The sequence below is a fragment of the Sphingopyxis sp. QXT-31 genome, from assembly GCF_001984035.1.
Taxonomy (GTDB): domain Bacteria; phylum Pseudomonadota; class Alphaproteobacteria; order Sphingomonadales; family Sphingomonadaceae; genus Sphingopyxis.
Genome location: NZ_CP019449.1, coordinates 234,021 through 256,168, shown reverse-complemented (window position 1 = coordinate 256,168; position 22,148 = coordinate 234,021). Strand labels below are relative to the sequence as shown.

Sequence of the window (22,148 nt, the reverse complement as noted above, 5' to 3'; positions counted from 1 at the left end):
AAGTGCCCGCCGACACGCCCCTCAGCGTCCTCAGCATCGCGACGCTCTTCCCCGATGCCGCGCATCCGAACTTCGGCCTCTTCGTCGAAAAGAGCCTGCGTTCGCTCGCCGCGCAGCCCGGGATCGCCCTCACCGTCGTCGCGCCCGTCGGCCTCCCCCCCTTCCCGCTCTCGCTCCACCCGCACTACCGCGCGCGGCGCAGCCTCCCGCGCTCGGAGGATTGGAACGGCCTCACCGTCCACCGCCCGCGCTTCACTTTGATCCCCACGGTCGGCACGCGCTTCAACCCTGCCGCCATCGCCCGCGCGACTCTCCCAATCGCCCGCGCCGCCGCGGCCGACGTGATCGACGCGCAATTCTTCTACCCCGATGGCCCCGCTGCAATGCGCGTCGCCGAAGCGCTGGGTCTCCCCTTCTCCGCCAAGGCACGCGGCGCCGACATCAGCCATTTCGGCCACGCCCCCGCCACCGCACCGCAGTTGCTCGAAGCCGCCGACAAGGCCGCGGGCCTGCTCGCCGTCTCCGACGCGATGCGCCGCGATATGGCCGCCATCGGCATCGACGCGCAGAAGATCGCGGTCCACTACACCGGCATCGACACCGCGCGTTTCCATCCCGGCGACCGCGCCGCCGCGCGCGTCGCGCTCGGCATGGGCGAAGCGCCCGCGATCCTCACCGTCGGCGCGCTCATCCCGCGCAAGGGACAGGCGCTGGTGATCGAAGCCATCCCCGCGCTCCCCGGCGTCCATTACTGGCTTGCCGGCGCGGGCGAAGAGGAAGGCCGCTACCGCGCGCTCGCCGCCAAACTCGGCGTCGCCGACCGCGTCCACTTCCTCGGCTCCGTCGCCAATGCCGACCTGCCGCAGCTCTACCGCGCCGCCGATATCGTCGTCATGCCCTCGGCCAGCGAAGGCCTCGCCAACGCCTGGGTCGAGGCGCTCGCCTGCGGCACCCCGATCGTGATCAGCGATGCCGGCGGCGCCGCCGAACTCGTCACTTCGCCCGTCGCCGGTCGCATTGCCCCGCGCACCGCGCCCGCCATCGCCGCGGCGGTGCAGGAGATTCTCGCCGCGCCGCCCGCCCCCGCCGACGTCGCCGCGACGCTCGCCGGCCGCTTCGACTGGGACCGCAACGGCCGCGAACTCGCCGAGCATCTCCGCCGCTGCGCGCAAAAATAAGGGGAGCCGAAGCCCCCCTCACCGTTCCGTCAGGACCGTCGCAGCGATCAGACGACCGCGCCGTCGTCCTTCCGCTCGACGCGTTCGCCGCCCATGATCCCGGCGCTCGTCCTGGGCACGAAGCTGTCGGGCCCCACCTTCAGCCAGACCAGCACCGGGGTCGACATCAGCACCGACGAATAGCCGCCGATGAACACGCCGAACAGCATCGCCGCGGTGAAGCCGAAGATCACGTCGGGGCCGAAGATCAGCAGCACGCCGAGCGCCAGCAGCATCGCAACGGTCGTCATCACGGTGCGCGACAGCGTCTCGTTGATGCTGAGGTTGAGCAGCGGAATGATCTCCATCTTCCGGTATTTCTTGAGGTTTTCGCGAATGCGGTCGTAGACCACGATCGTGTCGTTCAGCGAATAGCCGACGATCGTCAGCAGCGCCGCGACGCTGTTCAGGTCGAACTGCATCTGCGTCACCGCGAACAGGCCGAAGGTCAGCGCCACCTCGTGGAACAGGCGCCCGAGCGCCCCGACCCCGAACTGCCATTCGAAGCGGATCCAGATGTAGATCGAGATGCCCAGGATCGCGAGCGCCAGGCTGATCGCACCGGTGCGCAGCAATTCGCCCGACACCTTGCCCGACACCGTCTCGACCGAGCCCGTCTTGGCCGTCGGGAAAGCCTTTTGGATCCCGGCCACCAGCTGCTGCCCCGCCCGCTCGGCGACGGCCTTGTCGCCCTCGGGCAGCGCGGTGCGGATCGACACCGCCTTGTCCGATCCGAACTGCTGGATCGTCGCCTCGCCCAGGCCGATCTCGCCGACCTTTTCGCGAATGTCGTCGATCGGCGGCATCGTCTGGGTGAATTCGACGCGGACCGACTGGCCGCCGACGAAGTCGACGCCGAGGTTCAGCCCCTTCACTGCCACCAGCGCGATCGACACCGCGACGAGGAAAAAGCTCATGAAGGACGCGAGCTTGCGCCAGCGCAGGAAGTCGATGTTGGTGTCGTCGGGGACGAGTTTCAGCAAGCGCATCTCTCTGCTCCCTCCTTTAAATGTTGATCGTCGTCGGCCGCGCGCTGCGCAGCCAATGGGCGACGAACATGCGGGTGACGGTGACGGCGGTGAAGACGCTGGTAACGATGCCGATCGTCAGCACGACGGCAAAGCCCTTGATCGGCCCGGTACCGAACCAGAACATCAGCGCCGCGGCGATGACGTTGGTGACGTTGGCGTCGAAGATCGCGCGGCTCGCCTCGCTATAGCCGAGCTCGACCGCCTGGAACACGCGTCGCCCGCGTTTCAATTCCTCGCGTATTCGCTCGTTGATCAGCACGTTCGCGTCGACCGCGGCGCCGATCGTCAGCACGAAGCCGGCGATGCCCGGCAAGGTCAGCGTCGCGTTGAAGAACGCCATGATCGCAATGATCAGCGCCACGTTGAACGCCAGCGCGATATTCGCATAGACGCCGAAACGGCCGTAAACGACGAGCATCAGCATCAGCACCGACAGCGTCGCGATGATCCCCGCTATCGCGCCCTTCTCGATCGAATCCTTGCCGAGTTCGGGGGTGACCGTGCGTTCCTCGACGACGTCGAGCTTCACCGGCAGCGAGCCCGAGCGCAGCGCGATCGCCAGCTCGTTAGCGGTCTGGACCGTGAAGCTGCCCGAAATCTGCGCCTGCCCGCCCAGGATCGCTTCGTTGATCGTCGGTGCCGACAGCACCTGGCCGTCGAGCACCATCGCAAAGCGCTTGTTGACGTTGGCGCCGGTGACGCGCGCGAAGGTGTTCGACCCCGCCGAATCGAAACGGATCGACACCGCGGGCAGCTGCTGCTGGTTGAAATCCTGCCGCGCGTCAATCAACTGGTCGCCGCTGATCATGACCTGCCGGCTCAAAATTTCGCCCGGCGCGCCGCCGCCCTCATTGGGGGCATAGCGCACGAATTCGCTGCCGATCGGCACGTTGAGCGGACCCTCTGGTCCGACCGTGCCATTGGGATCGACCATCCGGAACTCGAGCCGCGCGGTGCGACCGAGCAGGTCCTTCAGCGCCTTCGGATCCTGCAGGCCCGGGACCTGCACGACGATACGGTCGCTGCCCTCGCGGATGATGGTCGGTTCGCGCGTGCCGAGTTCGTTGACGCGCTTGTCGATGATCTCGCGCGCGGTCTCCATCGCGCGGTCGATCGCCTGGTCGCGGCCCGCCGCGGTCAGCGTCATCACGATCCGCGTATTGTCGACGACGTCGATCTGCCAGTCGCGCTGGCCGGTCAGCCCGGCGCCCTGCGTCTCGCGGAACAGCCGGTCGCGCGCATCGTCGAGCTGATTCTGGTCGCGCACCAGGAAGCTGATCGTGCTCCCCGACGCTTTGAAATCGCCGATCGCGATATCGTCGTCGGGCCCCGTCTCGCCGCGCATCGACACGCGCACGGTCTTTTCCATGTTGGAGAGCTGGGTCTTGTTGAGGTCGGCGATGTCGGCCTCGAGCAGCAAATGGCTACCGCCCGCGAGATCAAGCCCAAGGTTGACCTTCATCTGCGCAAAGCCCGGCAGCTGGTCGAAGGTCTTTTGCGGCAGGAAGGTCGGGATGGCGAACAGGATGCCGAGCAGCAACGAGATGCAGATGCTGATGGTTTTCCAGCGCGGGAAATCGAGCATGTCTTTGGTCCGATACCAGGAGCGCGCGCCCACCGCGGCGGGCGCCGCCGCGTCAGTCGTTGGCGGGCTTGGCGCCGGGCTGCAGCACGTCCGACAGGGTCGACTTGACGACCTTGATCTTCACGCCCTGCGCGATTTCGACATCGGCGAAATCATCGTCGACGCGGGTGACCTTGCCGACGATGCCGCCGCCGGTCACCACCTGGTCGCGCGGCTTCACCGCCGCGATCTTAGCGCGATGCTCCTTCATCCGCGTCTGCTGCGGGCGGATCAGGAAGAACCAGAAGACGATGAAGATCAGGATCAGCGGGACGACCTGCGCGGCCAAGGCCGCAGCACCACCACCAGATCCGGCCGCCTGGCTCAGAAGCAAATTCGTCGACATCGATGAGAATCTTTCCGTTCGAAAGCACCGCCGTCCCCACCCGGGTCGGCGCGCAAGATAATGGCGCGGCGCCTATCACGCGGGGGCGGAGCGTGCAACCGGCGGCTGCGTGCCGTCCCCCCGCGGCAGGCAGGGCCGAAATGGGGCCGCGGCGCGCGAGTTCAAGGCGCATATGCGATCTTCGCGCGCAGGGGCCTTGCATCCCCCGCCGACCCGCGCTAGGGGCCTCGCCTGCCCAACAGGGCCGGTCGGGACGTAGCGCAGCCTGGTAGCGCATCACACTGGGGGTGTGGGGGTCGGAGGTTCGAATCCTCTCGTCCCGACCAATTACATCAAATCGGTATGGCGTGTGCGATGGCGCGAGCCCGGCCACCGCTTGCCAGTCGCACGGCGCTCTGGCGCGGCGATGGCCCTTTGGGGCGTCCTGCATTATAACCGCATCGCCACCGGGCACCGTTCGTCCTGAACTCGTCAAAGGACCCTGCTTCGCTTCTACCCCGGAACGAAAGAGCAGTTCTTCGACAAGCTCAAGCCGAACGAATCTGTTCGAAAACGCCCACCGTTCTAGGGCACAATGGCCGGCGCCCGCTTCTCTCAGCGATCGGCGAGGCGCGCGACGGTCGCGCCCCTCGTTACATCGTCGGGCTGGGCTTTTCGGGTGCAGGCGGCGGCGCAGATCGCGCTCACCTGATCCACCGGTCGGCGGCGACCCGCGAGGGCCGCCGCCCCGATATCAGCGCTTCGGCTCGGCCGGTGCGGCAGGCGCCTTGCGCGTCGCGGCCATTTCGGTCTTGTCGACCGCGCCGTCGCCATTGGTGTCGATCCGCGAGATCATCGCGTCGATCTTCGCGCTGTCGACCGGGGTCTTGTCGCCCTTCTCGGCCGCCTTCGCCTCATGCGCCTTGGTCAGCTCGGCCTTGTCGATCTTGCCGTCGCCATTGGCGTCGAGCTTGGCGAACAGGGCGTCGCCATCGCCCGCGGTCTGGGCCGCATGCGCCGCGGTGGCCAGCGCGAGCGGCGCGGCGATCAGTAGCAATGTCTTCACGTCTATTCCTTTCGGGTTTGGCGGCGGGGCCGCCTTCACCCCCCGGGCACGGCTATGACGATGCGATTGTTCAAAGGCCATAGGACCGCCGTGCGGGTCGCCGCGAATGCACGGCGGCTCGACCGCGGGCGGAGCCCGGCGTCAGACGGTCAGAACCACCTTGCCGACCACCTCGCGCCGCTCGAGCATCGCAAAGCCCGCGCGCCAGTCGGCAAGGTCGAGCGCGGCATGGACGTGCGGCCGAATCTTTCCCTCGGCCGCCAGCGCGTCGATCGAGGCGATATTCTCGGCGCCGCGCGCGGGAAAGCGCCGGCCATATTCGCCCGCGCGCACCCCGACGACTGAAAAGCCCTTGATCAGCGGCCTATTGACCGACACCTCGGGGATGCGCCCCGATGCGAAACCGATCACCAGCAGCCGGCCGCCGAAGGCGATGCAGCGCGTCGATTCGTCAAACACGTCGCCGCCCACCGGATCAAAGATCACATCGGCGCCCTTGCCATCGGTCAGCTCCTTCACCGTCTCGCGAAACCCCGGCGCGCCGTCGATCACCGCATCGGGGGCATAGAGTTCCGTCACCGCCGCGCGCTTCTCCGCGCTGCTTGCCGCCGCGATCACGCGCGCGCCAAGCGCCCGCGCCAGATCGACCGTCGCCAGCCCGACGCCGCCCGCCGCGCCGTGCACCAGCACCCATTCGCCCGACTGCACCTGCCCGCAGCGCGTCAGCGCGACCCAGGCGGTGAGATAGGCGACGCCATAGGCCGCGGCCTCCTCCCAGCTCAGCCGCTCAGGCTTGCGCCGCAGGTTCGTCGCGGGAACGACGATATATTCCGCCATCGCGCCGAAGCGGTTGCCGCCGATCACCGCGTCGCCAACTTGCCAGCCCGACACGCCTTCTCCCAGCGCGTCGACCTCACCCGCAAACTCCAGCCCCGGCATGAAGGGTAGCTCGGGTTTCAGCTGATAGGCGCCGCGCGTCATCAACAGGTCGGGGAAATTGACCCCCGCCGCGCGCACGCGCACGCGCACCGCGCCCGGCCCCGGCTCGGGAACGGGCAAGTCGACCAGCGCGCAACCGCCGTGGTTTTCCGCCAATTCGCCGACCAATAATGCGCGCATGGAGAAAAGCCTTTCCTAAAAAACACCCATATGGTTCATTATAGCCGAATCAACCAACCGGAGACGCGAATCATGCCCAGACCCCACCCATCCGAGCTCGAAGCCGACGCGCTGATCGAAGCCGTCATCGACCGCGAAGGCCGCTATGTAAACCACCCCGCCGACCGCGGCGGCCCAACCTGCTGGGGCATCACCCAGGCGGTCGCCCGCGCCGAGGGCTATGGCGGCGCGATGCGCGACCTGCCGCGCGAGGCCGCGGCGGCGATCTACCGCCGCCTCTATTGGCAGCGCCCCGGCTTCGACCGCGTCGCGCGCCGCGCGCCCGCCATTGCCGCCGAACTCTTCGACACCGGCGTCAATATGGGCAGCGGCACCGCGACCGGCTTCCTCCAGCGCGCGCTCAACGCGCTCAACCGCGCCGCGCGCGACTATCCCGATATCGCGGTCGACCGCGAGATCGGCCCGCGCACCCTCGCCGCGCTCGACGCCTTCCTCCGCGTGCGCGGCGCCGGAGGCGAAACGGTGCTGCTGCGCGCGATCGAGGCGCTGCAGGGCGAGCGCTATATCGCACTCGCCGAACGCCGCCCGAGCCAGGAGGCGTTCCTCTACGGCTGGCTCGCGAACCGCATCGGACAGGGCCACGCGTGAAGACGCGTCATTGGGCTGAACTTTCCTGAACTTTGAAACCGAGGAGCATCGAAATGAGCATCATCGAAGGGCTGATCGGCCCCGTCGCCAAGCTGATCGACAAGATCATCCCCGACCCCGAAGCGCGCGACCGCGCCAAGCTCGAACTGCTGAAGCTTGAGGGCAGCCAGGAGATGGAAGCGATCAGGACGCGCATGGCGGCGATCGTCGCCGAGGCGAACAGCGCCGACCCCTGGACCAGCCGCGCGCGGCCGAGCTTCCTCTACGTCATGTACGCGCTCTTGCTGTGGGCGATCCCGATGGGGCTGATCGCCGCGGCGCGCCCCGACATGGCGCGCGGCATCGCCGAGGGCATGAACGCCTATCTCGCCGGCATCCCCGAACCGCTCTACGCGCTCTTCGGCACCGGCTATCTCGGCTACACCGCCGCTAGGGCGTGGGGGAAGGCAAAGGGGGTGGAGAGCTAATAGCAGCGAACCCACCTCAAATCCCGTTCGTGTCGAGCGAAGTCGAGACACCCATGGGGTGCACGCCATCGAGGCATCTCGACTGCGCTCGATGCAAACGGGTTTTTCTAGAGCATCGTCGCAAAATATGAACCGTTTGCCCTGAGCTTGTCGAAGGGCTGTTCTTTCTTTCCAGCGTCGAAGAAAAGGACGGTCCTTCGACAAGCTCAGGACAAACGGGGAGGGGTAGCGGTCCGAATAAAACGCTCGATGTTGTAAGCTGCCTTAACCCTCCACCACCCCCGCCAGATTCGCCAGCGACGAATTCAGCCCCTCGACATGATCCTTCGCCGAAATCCCCGGCGGCACTTGATGCGCGTCGATCGTCACCAGCGTCCCGCCGCTCTGCCGCGACAGATACCAGTGCATCGCCATCGTCCCCGAAAAGCGCGGATCGTCCGACACGAATTCGACTTCCCAGACGATCAGCCGCCCATCGTCGAGGATCGGGATATGGACCTCGACCACATCGCTGTCGTCGTCGCTCTTCGTCTCGACATCGGCATCGTCGCCTGAATCGTCGAACGTCAGCCGCATCAGGAACCCGCCCCCGGCGACCAGCTCGACATGCTCGAATTCGCCCGTCGCCCCCTCGGGCGGCAGCCAGCGCGCCAGCAGGTCGGCGCTGGTAAAGGCGGCAAAGACGTCGACCAGCGGCGCCGCGATCAGCCGCTCGGCATGATCGGTGCGCCGCGTCTTCTTGGTGGGTTTCAAGCCAGCGCGGCCTTGACCGCCGCCACGGCGTCGTTCGCCGCGCCGCCGTTCGGTCCGCCGCCCTGCGCCATGTCGGGCCGCCCGCCGCCGCCCTGCCCGCCGAGCGCGGCGACCGCGGCCTTGACCAGGTCGATCGCATTATGCGCGACGCCCCCGGTCACCCCGACCGCGACCGACGCGCGGCCGTCGTTGACCGCGACCAGCATCGCGACGCCGCTGCCAACCTGCTTCTTGAGGCCATCGACCGTACCGCGCAGCTCCTTGGGGTCGAGCCCCTCGACGACCTGCGCGAGGAAGGCGGTGTCGCCGACCTGCTCGACCGCCGGCCCCGCCGCGGCCCCGCCGCCGCCACCCATCGCCAGGGCTTTCTTGGCATCGGCGAGTTCGCGTTCGGCCTTCTTGAGCTGCTCGGCGAGCGCCGCGACACGCGCCGGGACATCGTCGGGCGACGTCTTGAGCGCCGCCGCCGCAGCCTTCAGCGCCTCGTCGCGGCCGTTGAGCCACTGGCGCGCCGCCTCGCCGGTCAGCGCCTCGATCCGCCGCACCCCCGACGACACCGCCGATTCGCTGACGATCTTGAGCAGCGCGATATCGCCCAGCGCGCGGACATGCGTGCCGCCGCACAGCTCGACCGAGTAATGATTCTCGGTCGCCTTGCCCATCGACAGCACGCGCACCTCGTCGCCATATTTCTCGCCGAACAGCGCCAGCGCGCCGGCCGCGACGGCATCGTCGGGGGTCATCAGCCGCGTCGTCACCGCCTCGTTGCCGCGGATCTGCGCGTTCACGTCCGCCTCGACGTCGGCGATCTCCTCGGGGGTGAGCGCTTTGGGATGCGAGAAGTCGAAGCGGAAGCGGTCCTCGGCAACCAGGCTGCCCTTCTGCGTCACATGCCCGCCCAGCCGGTTGCGCAGCGCCGCGTGCAGCAGGTGCGTCGCGCTATGATTGGCGCGGATGCGGTCGCGGCGCTCGGCGTCCACGGTCATCTGCACCGTGTCGCCGACCTTGAGCGTGCCCACCTCCAGCTTCGCCTGATGCGCGTGCAGTCGCCCGAGCGGTTTGCTGGTGTCACTGACCGACGCCGATGCGCCGCCCAGCGTCGAAATCGTGCCGCTGTCGCCCATCTGGCCGCCGCTCTCGCCATAGAAGGGCGTCTGGTTGGTCAGCACGACCAGCTCGTCACCCGCCTGGGCTTCGCTGACCTGCACGCCGTCCTTGACCAGCGCGATCACCTCGCCCTCGCCCACGGTCGCGCCGTATCCGGTGAATTCGGTGCTGCCGTTCGCTTCGGCGAGGTCGAACCAGATCTCTTCGGACGCCTTCTGTCCGCTGCCCTTCCACGCCGCGCGCGCCGCGGCTTTCTGCTGCGCCATCGCCGCGTCGAAGCCCGCACGGTCGACCGCGATGTCCTGCGTGCGCAGCGCATCCTCGGTCAAATCATAGGGGAAGCCGTAAGTGTCGTAGAGCTTGAACGCGACGTCGCCGGGCAGCGTCGCGCCGGCGCCCATGCCGACGGTCGCCTCGTCGAGCAGCCGCAGCCCCTTATCGAGCGTCTGGCGGAACTTGGTCTCCTCGCGCTCCAGCGTCTCGGCGATCAGCGGCTGCGCGCGGATCAGCTCGGGATAGGCGGCGCCCATCTCGGCGGTCAGCGACGGCAGCAGCCGGTACATCAGCGGATCCTTGGCGCCCAGCAGATGTGCATGGCGCATCGCGCGGCGCATGATCCGGCGCAGCACATAACCGCGGCCCTCGTTCGACGGCAGCACCCCGTCGGCGATCAGGAAGCTCGACGCGCGCAAATGATCGGCGATCACGCGGTGGCTCGCCTTATGCGCCTCGTCGGCGGGCACCCCGGTCTGGTCGACCGATGCCGCGATCAGCGCCTTGAAGGTGTCGGTGTCATAATTGTCGGTGACGCCCTGCAGCACCGCCGCGACGCGCTCCAGCCCCATGCCGGTGTCGATGCTCGGTCGCGGCAGGTCGACGCGCTCGCCGCCCGGCAGCTGCTCATATTGCATGAACACCAGGTTCCAGATCTCGACGAAGCGGTCGCCATCCTCTTCCGGCGATCCCGGCGGGCCGCCCCAGATATGGTCGCCATGGTCGTAAAAAATCTCGCTGCACGGCCCGCACGGCCCGGTATCGCCCATCGACCAGAAATTGTCGCTCGTCGGAATGCGGATGATCCGCTCCTCGGGCAGCCCAGCGATCTTGCGCCAAAGGTCATAGGCTTCGTCGTCGGTGTGATAGACGGTCGCGGTCAGCTTTTCGGGCGCCAGCCCCCAGGTCTTGGTGATCAAGGTCCAGGCGTGGTGGATCGCCTGTTCCTTGAAATAGTCGCCGAAGGAGAAATTCCCCAGCATTTCGAAGAAAGTATGGTGGCGCGCGGTGAAGCCGACATTGTCGAGGTCGTTGTGCTTGCCGCCCGCGCGCACGCACTTCTGCGACGAGGCCGCGGTGCTGTACGGACGCTTCTCGAGACCCGTGAAGACATTCTTGAACGGCACCATGCCGGCGTTGACAAACATCAGCGTCGGATCGTTATACGGCACCAGCGGTGCCGACGGCTCGATATGGTGGCCGGTCCCCGCAAAATAGTCGAGGAACGAGCGGCGAATGTCGTTGGTCGAAGTCATGCGCGCGATCTAGTGCGCTACGCGGCTTTTCTCAAGCGCGATGCTTGGTTGAAGACGTGCTTACCGCTGGCAGAGCCGGTTGAGCTCTTCGTCGCTATAACCTTCCTCGTCGATCAGCGCCTGCGAGACATAGCGCACATCATATTGCGAGATTTTATAGACCCCCGTCCGCTCGCGATAGAGCAGCAGCCCGCCGCACGTCCCGGCGATCCCCTCGTGGCTGCTGATCACCGCAAAAAAGGCATAGGCGCCGGGATAGGCGGCATCTTCGGGATTGTTGAGCCAGCCGTCGAGCCGCACGCTGAATGCGCCCGGCCCCGTCTGGTGCATCTTGGCTTCGTCGCTGAAGCGCTTCATCTCGGCCGTCGTCGATTCCAGCGCGGGGTCCATCATCTTTGCCAGTTCGGCGCCGTTGCCGGCGTCGAGATAATCGACGAATTTCTTCGCGAAACTCGTCGCCGCGGTGACTTCGACCGCACTCGGCTTCCAGTCGGCGGGGACCGGCTTGTACGGATCGGTTGCGGGGTCGAAGCAGGAGAAATTCTGGCGGAAGTCCTTGATCACCGTGACGCCGCGATCGACGTCGATCTGGTTGTCGAAATAATAGCGCCCGAAGCGCACCTTGAGCGCGCCGCAGCGCTGCGTCGCCAGCACCTTGATGCGGTCGATTGTCGGGTCGTACTGGTCGGCGTCGATCACCGCGACGGTCGCGACGAAACCCTTACCAGGTACTGGCGACACCTTGATCTCGGGCTGCCCAGCGGCCGCCGCCGCCAGAATCGCCAGTGCCATCATCGCCATCGTGATTCCCCCACCGGAAGCCGCCGGGCGGCGGCGCGGGGACCTTGCCGCGACACCTCTGGCGCGGCAAGCCGAATTTCCTTGGGTCTCGGCGCGGCCGGATCAGATCGCGGTCGCGATGCCCTTGCCGAGGTAGCAGGGCAGCTGGCGCAGCACATCGGCCTTGGGCACCCCATCCTCGATCAGCTCGGGCGGGACGATCGACACATTGCTGCTCGCGACGGCAAAGGCGGCGCCCGGCGCCGAGCGGTGCACGACGACATAGCCGCAGTCCATCGTCCCGTCGGCACGATCGCTGCGAAAGTCGAACGCCGCATAGAGCCCGGGGGTCTGCGTCGGCGGGTCGAGATACCATTGCAGGCGCAGGATGCGGATGCGGCCGTCGGCCCACAGCCCGTCCTGCTTGCGCAGATTGCCCTCCCATTCGAGCCGCGGCGTCACCGCCTGCCGCGCCAGGCTGAGCATCGCATAGGCGGCCGCGAAATCGCGCTTTTCGAGCGCGAGGGTATAGTCGGACAGCCGCGCCATCGCGGCGCCTTCGTCGTCCGGTGTCGGCATGAAGGCCGCGCTGCCGAAGGTCTCGACGCTGCGCTCGACCGCCGGATCGAGGGCGGCGGGTTGCGCGACGGCAGGCGCCGTCAAGCCGAGTGCCAGCAGGAGCGCCGAGATGAAGGAAGCGCGCTCAGAAGACAAAATAAGCCCCGCCCTTTTCGCGCGCCGCCTGCCACGCCGGACGCGCGTGCATCGCCGCGACGAAGGCCGCGAGCTTGGGATAGCGCGCCGCACCGCCCATCGCGGCGACCTCGGCGGGAAAGCTCAGCATGATGTCGGCCGCCGACAGGCTGTCGCCTACGAAATGGCCCGACGCGCCGAGTTCGCCTTCAAGATAGGCGAAATGCGCATCGAGCTGCTCGTCGATCCGCGGCTTGACCGGCGCGGCGGCGTCGCCGAGGCGGCCGAGATAGATGTTGAGCAGAATCGGCGTCATCGCCGAGCCCTCGGCGAAATGAATCAGCTCGAGGTGGCGGACATGGTCGTCGGTGCCGCGCGCCGGGACAAGCGCCTCGCCGCCGTAATTTTCGCACAGATATTCGGCGATCGCGCCCGATTCCTGGATCACCCGCCCCGCATCCTCGAGCAAGGGCGACTTGCCGAGCAGGTGGACCGCCTTGAGCTCGGGCGGCGCGAGGTTGGTCACCGCGTCGCGCTGATAATGTTTGATCTCATAGGGCGCACCGAGTTCCTCGAGCAGCCACAGGATGCGCTGCGAACGGCTGTTGTTGAGGTGGTGGACGATCAGGCTCATGTCGCTCTCCTTTATAGATTATAATGTCCGTTGCGGTCGATCAGCGCCGCGAGTTCGCGCACCAGCTTGGCGCCGAGGATCGCGGTGACGTCGCCGCTGTCACGGCCGGGGTGATGTTCGACGATATCGGCGCCGACGATCGGCGCGGTCTGCTTGTGGAGGACGGCGAGCAGCTCGCGCACGGTCAGCCCGCCGGGCTCGGGATGCGCGACGCCGGGCGCCGCCGACGGGTCGATGCCGTCCATGTCGATCGAGATATAGAGCGGGCCACCCAGCACCGGTACCGCGTCGGGGGTGAAACCCGCCATCGGGACGATCTGAACCCCGAAGCGCTCAGCCTGATCGCGGCAATGTCGGTTCAGCGTGCGGATGCCAACCTGCACCAGCCGATTGGCATGGCCGCCATCGAAGATGCGCGCGAAGGGCGAGGCGTGGCTGCGCGGATTGCCGCCGAAATCATTGTAAAGGTCGGGGTGCGCATCTATATGGAGGATGTTCACCGGACCGAAGCAGGCCGCCGCGGCTTCGACGAGCGGCAGGGTCACGGCATGGTCGCCGCCGAGCGCGAGCGGAACTTCACCATCTTCACATATATAAGCGACGTGGCGGCGGATCATCGCATCGTCGCGCGGGGTATCTTCGGTGAGCGCGAGGTCGCCGTCGTCGGCGAAGGCGATGTCGGTGCCGAGCTCGGGCCCGAGCTCGCTCGCCATATTGCCGCGCTCGCTCCAGAGCTGCGCGCGGATCGCGGCGGGGCCTGCGGCGGCGCCGCGCTCGAAGCTGCTGTTGATGTCGGTTGGCAGGCCGAAGAGGCGGATCGCGGGCATCGCCCTTCTGTAGCCGCTCATAAGGGCCGCGCAAGCCAAAGGGCGCCGCGCAAGGCCAACGGCGGGCGGGCCGGTCCTCGAGAGGGTGCGGACCTGAGGGGCAAGGAACCCGCCGCCGTTGGTGGGCCGGTCCGCGGGGGCAGACCGGCCGAGGCTATCAGTCGTCGTCGCCGTCGTCGTCGGGGCCGGCCATCATTTCTTCGGCCACCGCGTCGGTGCGGCTGCGGATCGCGGCTTCGAGGCGCTCGCGCAGTTCGGGATTGTCGTTGAGGAAGGTCTTGGCATTCTCGCGGCCTTGCCCGATGCGGATCGAATCATAGCTGAACCAAGCGCCCGATTTTTCGACGAGCCCGGCCTTGACGCCGATGTCGAGGATCTCGCCGATCTTCGAAATGCCCTGTCCGTACATGATGTCGAATTCGACCTGCTTGAACGGCGGCGCGACCTTGTTCTTGACGACCTTGACGCGCGTCGTGTTGCCGACGATCTCGTCGCCATTCTTGATCTGGCCGGTGCGGCGGATGTCGAGGCGGACCGACGCGTAGAATTTCAGCGCATTGCCGCCGGTCGTGGTCTCGGGATTGCCGTACATCACGCCGATCTTCATGCGCAGCTGGTTGATGAAGATCACCATGCAGCGCGAGCGGCTGATCGAGCCGGTGAGCTTGCGCAGCGACTGCGACATCAGACGCGCCTGCAGGCCGACATGGCTGTCGCCCATCTCGCCCTCGATTTCGGCGCGCGGCACGAGCGCGGCGACCGAGTCGACGACGAGCACGTCGATCGCGTTCGAGCGCACGAGCGTATCGACGATTTCGAGCGCCTGTTCGCCGGTGTCGGGCTGCGACACGATCAGTTCGTCGATGTTGACGCCGAGCTTCTTGGCATAGACGGGGTCGAGCGCATGTTCGGCATCGACGAAGGCGACGGTGCCGCCGCCCTTCTGCGCCTCGGCCAAAGTGTGCAGCGCGAGCGTCGTCTTGCCCGAGCTTTCGGGACCGTAGATTTCGATGACGCGGCCGCGCGGCAACCCGCCGACCCCGAGCGCGATGTCAAGCCCGAGCGATCCGGTCGAGATCGACTCGACCTGCATCGCTTCCTTCGAGCCCAATTTCATCACCGAGCCTTTGCCGAAGGCGCGATCGATCTGCGCCAAGGCGGCGTCGAGCGCCTTCTGCCTGTCCGAGCTATTCACTGATTTCCCCGATTCCACGAGTGACAATTGACCGGCCATGACCGTACCTTTCCTGCTCTATCGCGAAGGCAGAAGCATCGCAACGCCGGACCTGTGTACAGCGTTTGTTCTATTGGAACAAGAGTGGAACAAAAATTATTTCGGCGCGCCGCGAAGCAGGGCTAACCGCCAAAGAACCCGTCCAGCACAGCCTCGATCTCGTTCAGCCGGAAGGGTTTCGACACCAGCTTGCGGTGCGCATGCGTGGCAGGAATCACGTCGCCGCCGCCTGAGGTAAAGGCGAAGGGGATATCGCGCTCCGCCAGCGCGTCGGCGACGGGCCAGCCCTTGGCGTCGCCGAGGTTGATGTCGATCAATGCGCCGTCGATCGGCCCCCCGGCGATCGCCGCGAGCGCATCCTCGACGCTCGCCGCCTGCGCGGGTTCGGGATAACCGAGCGCGTCGAACATGTCGGCGAGCATCATGCCGATCAGCACATCGTCCTCGACGAGCAGGATGCGGCGGTCAGCCATGCGCCGCCGCCCGCTGCGCCGCGGCATCGAGCGCCGCCGAGGTCGCCTCGGTCAGCTGCGCGACCGAAAAGGGTTTGGGCAGGAAAGACACATGGTCAATATCGATCGACTGGCGCAATTGTTCCTCGGCATAGCCCGACATGAATAAAACGGGTACGTCCGGACGCTGGCCGCGCAGGATGCGGACCATCGCGGGACCATCCATCGTCGGCATCATCACGTCGCTCAGGATCAGGTCGACCTTGTCCATCTTGCCGAAACGCTCGATCCCTTCCTCACCCTGCGACGCGGTGACGACGGTATAGCCTGCGCGGGTCAGCGCACGCTCGGCGACCGCGCGCACCATATCCTCGTCCTCGACGAGCAGGATGGTGCCCGTGCCCCACTGGCTCTTCTTGGGCTTGGGCGGCGGCGGCGCGGCGACGGGCGCATCCTTTTCGGCGCGGTGGACGGGGAGGTAGATGCTGAATCTCGCCCCCTCGCCCGGCTTGCTGTCGGCGAAGATGAAGCCCGCCGACTGCTTGATGATACCATAGACGGTCGAAAGCCCGAGCCCGGTGCCCTTGCCGACATCCTTGGTGGTGAAGAAGGGCTCGAAAATCTTGGGCAGCACGTCGGCGGGGATACCGCTGCCGGTGTCGCTGACCTTGAGCGCGCTATAATCGGCGGGCGGCATGATGTCGCTGCCCATCGCGCGGACTTCGGCGGCGCTGACCGGATAGGTTTCCATCGTCAGCGTGCCGTGCCCGCCCATCGCGTCGCGTGCGTTGACCGCGAGGTTGACGATCACCTGCTCGAGCTGGCCGGGGTCGGCGCGCACCGCACCGAGCCCGCGCCCGTGGCGGACCGACAATTGCACCGAATCGCCGATCAGGCGCTTGAGCAGGTGCGACACCTCCGAAATCACGTCGGGCAGCTGCAGAATCTGCGGGCGCAAGGTCTGCTGGCGCGAGAAGGCGAGCAATTGCCGCGTCAGGCTGGCGGCGCGGTTGGCGTTGCTGCGGATCTGCTGGATGTCGTCATAGTCGCTGTCGCCGGGCGTATGGCGCATCAGCATCAGGTCGCAGCTGCCGAGCACTGCGGTCAGGATATTGTTGAAATCGTGCGCGACGCCGCCGGCGAGCTGGCCGACCGCCTGCATCTTCGACGCCTGCGCGACCTGGCGCTTCAGCCGCGATTCCTCGCTCGAATCCTTGAGGCTCAGCAGCACCGCCGCCTCGCCCAGCCCGCGCACCCCGACGACGCGCATCGACACGGGCTCGTCGCCCTGCCCCGCGAGGCGGATCGACAGGTCGCCACCGACCTGCTGCCCGGTGCTGTGGCGGCGCACCATGTCGGCGAGCGGGCCCTTGTCCTCGGTGACCACGATATCGCCCGGGTAGCGCGGCATCTTCGCCTCGCTGAGCCCCGCCGCCCGGATGAAAGCCCGGTTCATATAGAGGAAGCGGCCGTCGCGATCGACCATCGCGAGCCCGACGGGCAGCAGCGACAGCAAGGTCTCGACATAGGTCTGCGCGGTGCCGCGGTCGGCGACGCCGATCTCCTCGTCGATGAGTGCGAGCAGCATCGGGCCGTGGCTGTCGGCGGGGACCAGCGGGATCTGGATCAGCCGCACCGGCGGCGCGCGCTCGCCCTCGCGCCCGAAATAGAGCGTGCCGGCGTCGTCGAGTCGCAGCAGCGGCGCGACGTCGCGCCCGGCATAATGGCTGGCGTCGCCCTCGCCGAGCGCGCGGAGCAAAAACGCCTGATTGGCGACGCGCAGCCGCCCCTCGGCGCTGACCAGCGCCGCCATCACCCCCGCCTGCGCCAGCGTGCGCCCCGCGGGCCCGTCGAGGTGGCGGCTGATCTCGGTCACCAGATCGAGCCGCTCGACCGCCGAAAAGCGCCACACCAGATAATCTTCGGACAGGCCAGTGCGCAGCACCTGCGCGCTCAGATGCAGCGTGCCGACCGCGAGTTCGTCGACATGGCCCTCGCCGTCGCGCCACGCGGCGCGGCCGGCGTTCTTGAGCAGTTCGGCACCGCGCCCTTCGAGCGGCAACCCCGGCGGGGTGACGAAGCCGCCCATCCAGGTCGCGAACAAATCGTTAGCGCAGACGAGCCGCCCCGCCCGGTCGGTGATCGCGACCGCGATATCGTCATGATCGACCGCGGTGCGCAGCATCGTCCAGTCGGGCAGCGCCGCCTCGCCCGCGGCCGCGGCCGGACAGAGGCGGCGGAACAGAATGACGCCGCCGGCGGCGAGCGCTAGCCCGCCGAGGAAACCCGCGGCGAGCACCGCGTCGCGCGTCGCCCAGAAGAGCAGCCCGACCGAGAGGACCGCGAGCCCGGCGAGCAGCGCCGCGTCGAGGCGCGACAGTCCGCCCGGAATCGGCACGACCGCGCCCGATCCCGCCCCCCTGCCGATGTCGGGATCAGCGGAAGGCAGGCTCGTCGCGGTCAATGCGGAACTTTCTACTCGGGCGTCACCAGATGCGGACGCGGTCCTCGGGCTTCAGATAGAGCTTCTGCCCTTCCTGCACCTGATAGGCTTTATACCAGGGGTCAAGGTTGCGCGAGACCCAAGTCCGCTGGATCGAGGGCGAATGCGGATCGGTCGTGATGCGCTGCGACAGATTCTGCTCGCGATAGTTGCGCCGCCACACCTGCGCCCAGCCGAGGAAGAAGCGCTGGTCGCCGGTCAGCCCGTCGATCACCGGCGCTTCCTTGCCGCCCAGCGACTTCTTGTAGGCGTCGTAGGCGACGGCGAGGCCGGCGAGGTCGCCGATATTCTCGCCCAGCGTGAACTTGCCGTCGAGATGCTCGCCGGGGAGCACTTCATAGGCGTTATACTGCTCGATCAGCGCCTGTCCGGCCGCTTCGAACGCCTTGACGTCCTCCGGCGTCCACCAATCGGCGAGCTTGCCGGTCTCGTCGTACTTCGCGCCCTGGTCGTCGAAGTGATGGCTCACCTCGTGGCCGATCACCGCGCCGATGCCGCCATAGTTGATCGCCGCGTCGGCATTGGGATCGAAGAAGGGCGGCTGCAGGATCGCAGCTGGGAAGACGATCTCGTTCATGCCGAAATTGGCATAAGCGTTCACCGTCATCGGGGTCATCCCCCATTCCCAGCGGCGGATCGGCCCGCCGAGGCGGCTGATATTGTCGTCGTGCGCGAAATGGTTCGACCGCAGCTGGTTGCCGAACAGATCGTCGGCCTTGATCTCGAGCTTGCTGTAGTCCTTCCAGCGGTCGGGATAGCCGATCTTGGTGGTGAATTTGGCGAGCTTGGTCTTCGCCTTGACCTTGGTCGCGGGCTGCATCCAGGCAAGGCCGTCGATGCGGTCGCCCATCGCGGCGAGCACATTCTTGACCAGCACGTCCATCGCCGCCTTCGTCTCGGGCGGGAAATATTTCGCGACATAATCCTGGCCGACGGCTTCGCCCATGTTGCCGGTGGTGAAGTCCACCGCGCGCTTCCAGCGCTCCTGCATCTGCGGCGTTCCCGACAGCGCAGTGCCGTAGAAGGAGAAGGCCTCCTGCGCGACGGCGTCGGGCAGCACGCCCGAGAAGCTGTCGAGGCTCCGCACGATCAGCGCATCGCGGATCACGCCGATCGGCGCGTCGGCGAGCAGCTTGGCCTCGCCGGTGAAGGCGCTCGGCTGCGAGACGAGGAGTGAATCCTCCTTGACCCCGATGCCGCGGATGAAGGTCGTCCAGTCGAAGCCCGGCGCGGCCTGCGCCAGCTCGCCGATCGTCATCTTGTTATAGACCTTGGTCGCGTCGCTGCTGTCGTTCTTGTCCCAATGGACCGCAGCGACCTGCTTTTCGAAGTCGTAGATCGCCTGCGCGCGCGCCGCGGCATTGCTCTCGCCCGCGAGCGTCAGGACATTTTCGAGATGCTTGAGGTAAGCGGCCTGCAGCTTGGTGTTGCGCTCGCCGTCCTTCAGATAGAAGTCGCGGTCGGGCATGCCGATGCCGCCCTGGAACATGGTGTAGATATAGACTTCGGGGTTCTTGTCGTCCTGGCCGACGAAGCCGCCGAAGAAATGCTGGACGCCGTTGCGGTCGGCTTCGGCGAGCAGCGCGGCTAGGTTCGCCTTTTCGACGGTCTTGATCTTGCCCAGCCACGGCTGGATCGGGGCGAGGCCTTTCGCTTCCACCGTCGCGCTATCGAGATACGACGAATAGGCGCGGCCGATCATGCTGTTCGGGTCGGCCTTGGCGGCGTCGAGAATCTCCCGCGTGCGAACCTGCGACAGGTCGCCGAGCGCAGTGAACATGCCGTAATTCGACTTGTCGGCGGGGATTTGGGTATTCTTGGCCCAGGTGCCGTTGGCGAAGGCGTAGAAATCGTCGCCCGGCTGGACGCTCTTGTCCATGCCAGCCGAATCGAAACCGAAGGTGCCGAGCTCGGGCTGCGCCGTCTTTGCGGGCGCGGCGGCCTTGTCCTTGGCGGTCGCTGGCGCGGCGGCGAGCAGCAGGGCGCCGAGCGCCGCGGTCGCGAGCAGGCGCGAAATGTGCGTGGTACGGATCATGATTTTCCCCGGTATACTGGCCCCGCGGCGCGCGCGGGGCGATCGATGATGGGGAAGCTATAAACCCGCGCGCGTCCGGTTCAACCGGCGGCGGTGTCGCTCGTCGATGCCTCAAGTCGTTTGTCGCGTGCGCGGTGCAATTTGCGCCGCCAGCGCAGGCGGATCCAATTGTCCCAGATCACCGAAGCGAGGACATAGCCGATCACCGCCGACACCGCCGAAATCACGAACAGCCCGGCAAGGCCGCCGAGCAGCGCGGTTCCGGCATTGGCGGTGAACCAGTGCCACCACTCGGTCAGCGAGGCGCCTTCGTCATAAAGGATATAGAGGTTCGACACATTGGTGTGCAGCCCGAACAGGAAGCTGCCCACCCAAATCGACGCGGCGAGAATGAACGGCGTGGTCACCGGGTTCGACAGGAAGGTCATCGCCGCGCCGATCGGGATATTGGCGCGGAAGGGCAGCGCGAGCAGCGCGACGCCCAAGATCTGGACCCCGGGGATCAGGAAGAAGATGCCGACGAACAGCCCGAGCGCGGTGCCGCGGCGGACCGAGGTACGCGAAAAGCGCCACAAATGGCTGTGCGCCACGCGGTGGGCAAAGGGCTTGATGAAGCGGCTCTCGAGCAGCTCCTCGCGCGTCGGCGAGTTGCGGCGGATCCAGTTCATCAGACCCGCCTTGTCGCGGGAGCCTCCGCCGCTCATCCGCGGTCCTTCATCAACCGCTGCTTGTCGCGCTTCCAGTCGCGTTCCTTGATCGACTCGCGCTTGTCGTGCGCCTTCTTGCCCTTGGCGAGCGCCAGCTCCACCTTGGCGCGGCCGCGGCTGTTGAAATAGACCGACAGCGGCACGAGCGTCATGCCCTGCCGCGCGACGCCGGCGTGCATCTTGTTGATCTCGCGCCAGTTGAGCAGCAGCTTGCGCGGACGCTTCGGCTCATGGTTCAGGCGGTTGCCGTGGCTATATTCGGGGATATTCGCGTTGATCAGCCACACCTCGCCGCCGGTCACTTCGGCATAGCTTTCCGCGATCGTGCCCTCGCCGAAGCGCAGCGACTTCACCTCGGTGCCCTGCAGCGCGATGCCCGCCTCGAACACCTGTTCGATGCTGTAATCGAAGCGCGCGCGCCGGTTCTCGGCGACGACCTTCTTCTTGTCGAATTCGGCGGCGGACTGCGGACGGGCCATGACGAAAGCTCAGATCACTCCGGCCGCGGACAGTGCGGCATCGACGGCCGCACGCGATGTTTCGGACGCCGGGATGATAGGTAGGCGCACTTCGGGCGAAAACCAGTCGTGGATGTGCGACAGGGCATATTTTGCCGGTGCGGGCGACGCATCGCTGAACATCGCCTTGTGCAGGTCGAACAGCCGGTCGTGCAGGACCAGCGCCCCCGCCCAGTCGCCCGCAGCGCAGGCCGCGGCGAAATCGGCGCAGAGCCGCGGCGCGACATTGGCGGTCACCGAAATGCAGCCCGCGCCGCCCATCACCGCGTGCGGCAGCCACAGATCGTCGTTGCCGCTGAGCTGACAGAAATCGGCGCCCGCCCCGGCGCGGTGCATCGTGACGCGCGCGAGGTCGCCGCTCGCGTCCTTGATCGCGACCACGCTCGGCATCTCGGCGAGCTTGTTCATCATCTCGGCGCTGATGTCGGCGACGGTGCGGCCGGGGACGTTGTAGACGACGATCGGCAGGTCGCACGCATCGGCGAGCGCGCGGAAATGCGCGAGCAGCCCCGCCTGCGTCGGCTTGTTGTAATAGGGCGCAACGATCAGCGCCGCGGTCGCACCGGCCTTTTGCGCGTAGAGCATGTGGCGGACCGCGGTCGCGGTATCGTTCGACCCGCAGCCCGCGATCACCGGCACGCGCCCGGCGGCGGCCTCGACACAGCTATCGATCACCCGATAATGTTCGTCGAAGCCCAGCGTCGGGCTTTCGCCCGTCGTGCCGCACGGAACCAGCGCGCTCGTTCCTTCGCCGATCTGCCAGTCGACGAGCCGTTTGAACGCCGGAGCGTCGAACGCCCCGTCGCGAAACGGTGTCACCAAGGCGGGAATCGACCCGGAAAACATGCTGGGCTCCTTTACAAAGACTCCGCGCGGCCG

General features: G+C 66.9%; 21 protein-coding genes and 1 tRNA gene. 4 read left to right on the top strand and 18 right to left on the bottom strand.

Translation table 11 applies throughout. From position 1 onward, the window contains the following. Positions 1 to 2: 2 nt before the first annotated feature. Positions 3 to 1,178: a glycosyltransferase gene (locus BWQ93_RS01255; protein ID WP_077028936.1), complete on the top strand. Its 1,176-nt coding sequence runs from the start codon at positions 3 to 5 to the stop codon at positions 1,176 to 1,178. A gap of 47 nt (positions 1,179 to 1,225) precedes the next feature. Here the strand turns inward: BWQ93_RS01255 and secF are convergent, their stop codons facing one another. The 3 genes from secF to yajC are packed head-to-tail and all read right to left on the bottom strand — an operon-like array spanning position 1,226 to position 4,218. Beyond that, the gene (secF, locus tag BWQ93_RS01250; protein WP_077028935.1) at positions 1,226 to 2,206 is read right to left on the bottom strand and encodes a protein translocase subunit SecF; all 981 of its coding nucleotides are present in this window, start codon (positions 2,204 to 2,206) and stop codon (positions 1,226 to 1,228) included. A 16-nt stretch (positions 2,207 to 2,222) separates the two neighbouring features. Beyond that, positions 2,223 to 3,833, bottom strand: coding sequence for a protein translocase subunit SecD (gene secD, locus BWQ93_RS01245; protein ID WP_077028934.1), 1,611 nt, complete (start codon positions 3,831 to 3,833; stop codon positions 2,223 to 2,225). Between the two features lie 52 nt (positions 3,834 to 3,885). Then, a complete protein-coding gene (gene yajC / locus BWQ93_RS01240; RefSeq protein WP_077028933.1) occupies positions 3,886 to 4,218 on the bottom strand; it encodes a preprotein translocase subunit YajC in 333 nt (110 codons plus the stop codon). Positions 4,219 to 4,467: 249 nt separating this feature from the next. On the opposite strand from yajC, the gene BWQ93_RS01235 reads away from it, so the two are divergent. Continuing rightward, a tRNA-Pro gene (locus BWQ93_RS01235) sits at positions 4,468 to 4,544 on the top strand. Between the two features lie 407 nt (positions 4,545 to 4,951). On the opposite strand, the gene BWQ93_RS01230 is transcribed toward BWQ93_RS01235, so the two are convergent. Together BWQ93_RS01230 and BWQ93_RS01225 are read right to left on the bottom strand one after the other, a co-directional pair. Then, positions 4,952 to 5,263 (bottom strand): EF-hand domain-containing protein, encoded by a 312-nt coding sequence (locus BWQ93_RS01230; RefSeq protein WP_077028932.1) that lies wholly within the window; start codon positions 5,261 to 5,263, stop codon positions 4,952 to 4,954. Between the two features lie 141 nt (positions 5,264 to 5,404). Continuing rightward, positions 5,405 to 6,382 carry an NADPH:quinone oxidoreductase family protein gene (locus tag BWQ93_RS01225; protein WP_077028931.1) on the bottom strand — a complete coding sequence of 326 codons (978 nt, stop codon included), beginning with the start codon at positions 6,380 to 6,382 and terminating at the stop codon, positions 5,405 to 5,407. 72 nt (positions 6,383 to 6,454) lie between these two features. On the opposite strand from BWQ93_RS01225, the gene BWQ93_RS01220 reads away from it, so the two are divergent. Continuing rightward, complete coding sequence (locus tag BWQ93_RS01220) at positions 6,455 to 7,030, top strand: glycoside hydrolase family 108 protein (RefSeq protein WP_077028930.1); 576 nt, start codon at positions 6,455 to 6,457, stop codon at positions 7,028 to 7,030. A 53-nt stretch (positions 7,031 to 7,083) separates the two neighbouring features. Next, complete coding sequence (locus tag BWQ93_RS01215) at positions 7,084 to 7,497, top strand: holin family protein (RefSeq protein ID WP_077028929.1); 414 nt, start codon at positions 7,084 to 7,086, stop codon at positions 7,495 to 7,497. 264 nt (positions 7,498 to 7,761) lie between these two features. Here BWQ93_RS01215 and BWQ93_RS01210 read toward each other — a convergent pair whose 3' ends face one another. The 13 genes from BWQ93_RS01210 to dapA all read right to left on the bottom strand — a co-directional run bounded on the left by BWQ93_RS01210 (position 7,762) and on the right by dapA (position 22,115). After that, positions 7,762 to 8,250: an SRPBCC domain-containing protein gene (locus BWQ93_RS01210; protein ID WP_077028928.1), complete on the bottom strand. Its 489-nt coding sequence runs from the start codon at positions 8,248 to 8,250 to the stop codon at positions 7,762 to 7,764. After that, entirely contained in the window at positions 8,247 to 10,886 is a 2,640-nt protein-coding gene (gene alaS, locus BWQ93_RS01205; RefSeq protein WP_077028927.1) for an alanine--tRNA ligase, read from the bottom strand. Before alaS ends, BWQ93_RS01210 begins: the two co-directional genes overlap by 4 nt. A 60-nt stretch (positions 10,887 to 10,946) precedes the next feature. Continuing rightward, positions 10,947 to 11,687 carry a hypothetical protein gene (locus BWQ93_RS01200; protein WP_077028926.1) on the bottom strand — a complete coding sequence of 247 codons (741 nt, stop codon included), beginning with the start codon at positions 11,685 to 11,687 and terminating at the stop codon, positions 10,947 to 10,949. 102 nt (positions 11,688 to 11,789) lie between these two features. After that, positions 11,790 to 12,329 carry a hypothetical protein gene (locus tag BWQ93_RS01195; RefSeq protein ID WP_232314701.1) on the bottom strand — a complete coding sequence of 180 codons (540 nt, stop codon included), beginning with the start codon at positions 12,327 to 12,329 and terminating at the stop codon, positions 11,790 to 11,792. A 40-nt stretch (positions 12,330 to 12,369) separates the two neighbouring features. Then, positions 12,370 to 12,993, bottom strand: a complete 624-nt coding sequence (locus tag BWQ93_RS01190; protein ID WP_077028924.1) for a glutathione S-transferase family protein — start codon at positions 12,991 to 12,993, stop codon at positions 12,370 to 12,372. An 11-nt stretch (positions 12,994 to 13,004) separates the two neighbouring features. Further along, positions 13,005 to 13,841, bottom strand: a complete 837-nt coding sequence (speB, locus tag BWQ93_RS01185) for an agmatinase (protein WP_232314700.1) — start codon at positions 13,839 to 13,841, stop codon at positions 13,005 to 13,007. Between the two features lie 136 nt (positions 13,842 to 13,977). After that, positions 13,978 to 15,054, bottom strand: a complete 1,077-nt coding sequence (recA, locus tag BWQ93_RS01180) for a recombinase RecA (protein WP_077028922.1) — start codon at positions 15,052 to 15,054, stop codon at positions 13,978 to 13,980. 122 nt (positions 15,055 to 15,176) lie between these two features. After that, positions 15,177 to 15,527, bottom strand: coding sequence for a response regulator (locus BWQ93_RS01175; protein ID WP_077032128.1), 351 nt, complete (start codon positions 15,525 to 15,527; stop codon positions 15,177 to 15,179). Then, the gene (locus tag BWQ93_RS01170) at positions 15,520 to 17,904 is read right to left on the bottom strand and encodes a hybrid sensor histidine kinase/response regulator (RefSeq protein ID WP_083721100.1); all 2,385 of its coding nucleotides are present in this window, start codon (positions 17,902 to 17,904) and stop codon (positions 15,520 to 15,522) included. The genes BWQ93_RS01175 and BWQ93_RS01170 overlap by 8 nt, the downstream gene beginning before the upstream one ends. A gap of 88 nt (positions 17,905 to 17,992) precedes the next feature. Then, positions 17,993 to 20,044: a M13 family metallopeptidase gene (locus BWQ93_RS01165; protein WP_077028921.1), complete on the bottom strand. Its 2,052-nt coding sequence runs from the start codon at positions 20,042 to 20,044 to the stop codon at positions 17,993 to 17,995. An 80-nt stretch (positions 20,045 to 20,124) separates the two neighbouring features. Further along, complete coding sequence (locus BWQ93_RS01160) at positions 20,125 to 20,712, bottom strand: DUF2062 domain-containing protein (RefSeq protein WP_077032127.1); 588 nt, start codon at positions 20,710 to 20,712, stop codon at positions 20,125 to 20,127. A 32-nt stretch (positions 20,713 to 20,744) separates the two neighbouring features. Next, positions 20,745 to 21,230, bottom strand: a complete 486-nt coding sequence (smpB, locus tag BWQ93_RS01155; RefSeq protein ID WP_077028920.1) for an SsrA-binding protein SmpB — start codon at positions 21,228 to 21,230, stop codon at positions 20,745 to 20,747. 9 nt (positions 21,231 to 21,239) lie between these two features. Beyond that, positions 21,240 to 22,115, bottom strand: coding sequence for a 4-hydroxy-tetrahydrodipicolinate synthase (gene dapA / locus BWQ93_RS01150; protein ID WP_077028919.1), 876 nt, complete (start codon positions 22,113 to 22,115; stop codon positions 21,240 to 21,242). Between the last annotated feature and the right edge of the window lie 33 nt (positions 22,116 to 22,148).

Coding starts and splice junctions, on each gene's coding strand:
- secF (WP_077028935.1), bottom strand. CDS start 2,206: ATGCGCTTGCTGAAACTCGTCCCCGACGACACCAACATCGACTTCCTG.
- secD (WP_077028934.1), bottom strand. CDS start 3,833: ATGCTCGATTTCCCGCGCTGGAAAACCATCAGCATCTGCATCTCGTTG.
- yajC (WP_077028933.1), bottom strand. CDS start 4,218: ATGTCGACGAATTTGCTTCTGAGCCAGGCGGCCGGATCTGGTGGTGGT.
- BWQ93_RS01225 (WP_077028931.1), bottom strand. CDS start 6,382: ATGCGCGCATTATTGGTCGGCGAATTGGCGGAAAACCACGGCGGTTGC.
- BWQ93_RS01220 (WP_077028930.1), top strand. CDS start 6,455: ATGCCCAGACCCCACCCATCCGAGCTCGAAGCCGACGCGCTGATCGAA.
- BWQ93_RS01215 (WP_077028929.1), top strand. CDS start 7,084: ATGAGCATCATCGAAGGGCTGATCGGCCCCGTCGCCAAGCTGATCGAC.
- alaS (WP_077028927.1), bottom strand. CDS start 10,886: ATGACTTCGACCAACGACATTCGCCGCTCGTTCCTCGACTATTTTGCG.
- BWQ93_RS01200 (WP_077028926.1), bottom strand. CDS start 11,687: ATGGCGATGATGGCACTGGCGATTCTGGCGGCGGCGGCCGCTGGGCAG.
- BWQ93_RS01190 (WP_077028924.1), bottom strand. CDS start 12,993: ATGAGCCTGATCGTCCACCACCTCAACAACAGCCGTTCGCAGCGCATC.
- speB (WP_232314700.1), bottom strand. CDS start 13,841: ATGAGCGGCTACAGAAGGGCGATGCCCGCGATCCGCCTCTTCGGCCTG.
- recA (WP_077028922.1), bottom strand. CDS start 15,054: ATGGCCGGTCAATTGTCACTCGTGGAATCGGGGAAATCAGTGAATAGC.
- BWQ93_RS01175 (WP_077032128.1), bottom strand. CDS start 15,527: ATGGCTGACCGCCGCATCCTGCTCGTCGAGGACGATGTGCTGATCGGC.
- BWQ93_RS01165 (WP_077028921.1), bottom strand. CDS start 20,044: ATGATCCGTACCACGCACATTTCGCGCCTGCTCGCGACCGCGGCGCTC.
- BWQ93_RS01160 (WP_077032127.1), bottom strand. CDS start 20,712: ATGAACTGGATCCGCCGCAACTCGCCGACGCGCGAGGAGCTGCTCGAG.
- smpB (WP_077028920.1), bottom strand. CDS start 21,230: ATGGCCCGTCCGCAGTCCGCCGCCGAATTCGACAAGAAGAAGGTCGTC.
- dapA (WP_077028919.1), bottom strand. CDS start 22,115: ATGTTTTCCGGGTCGATTCCCGCCTTGGTGACACCGTTTCGCGACGGG.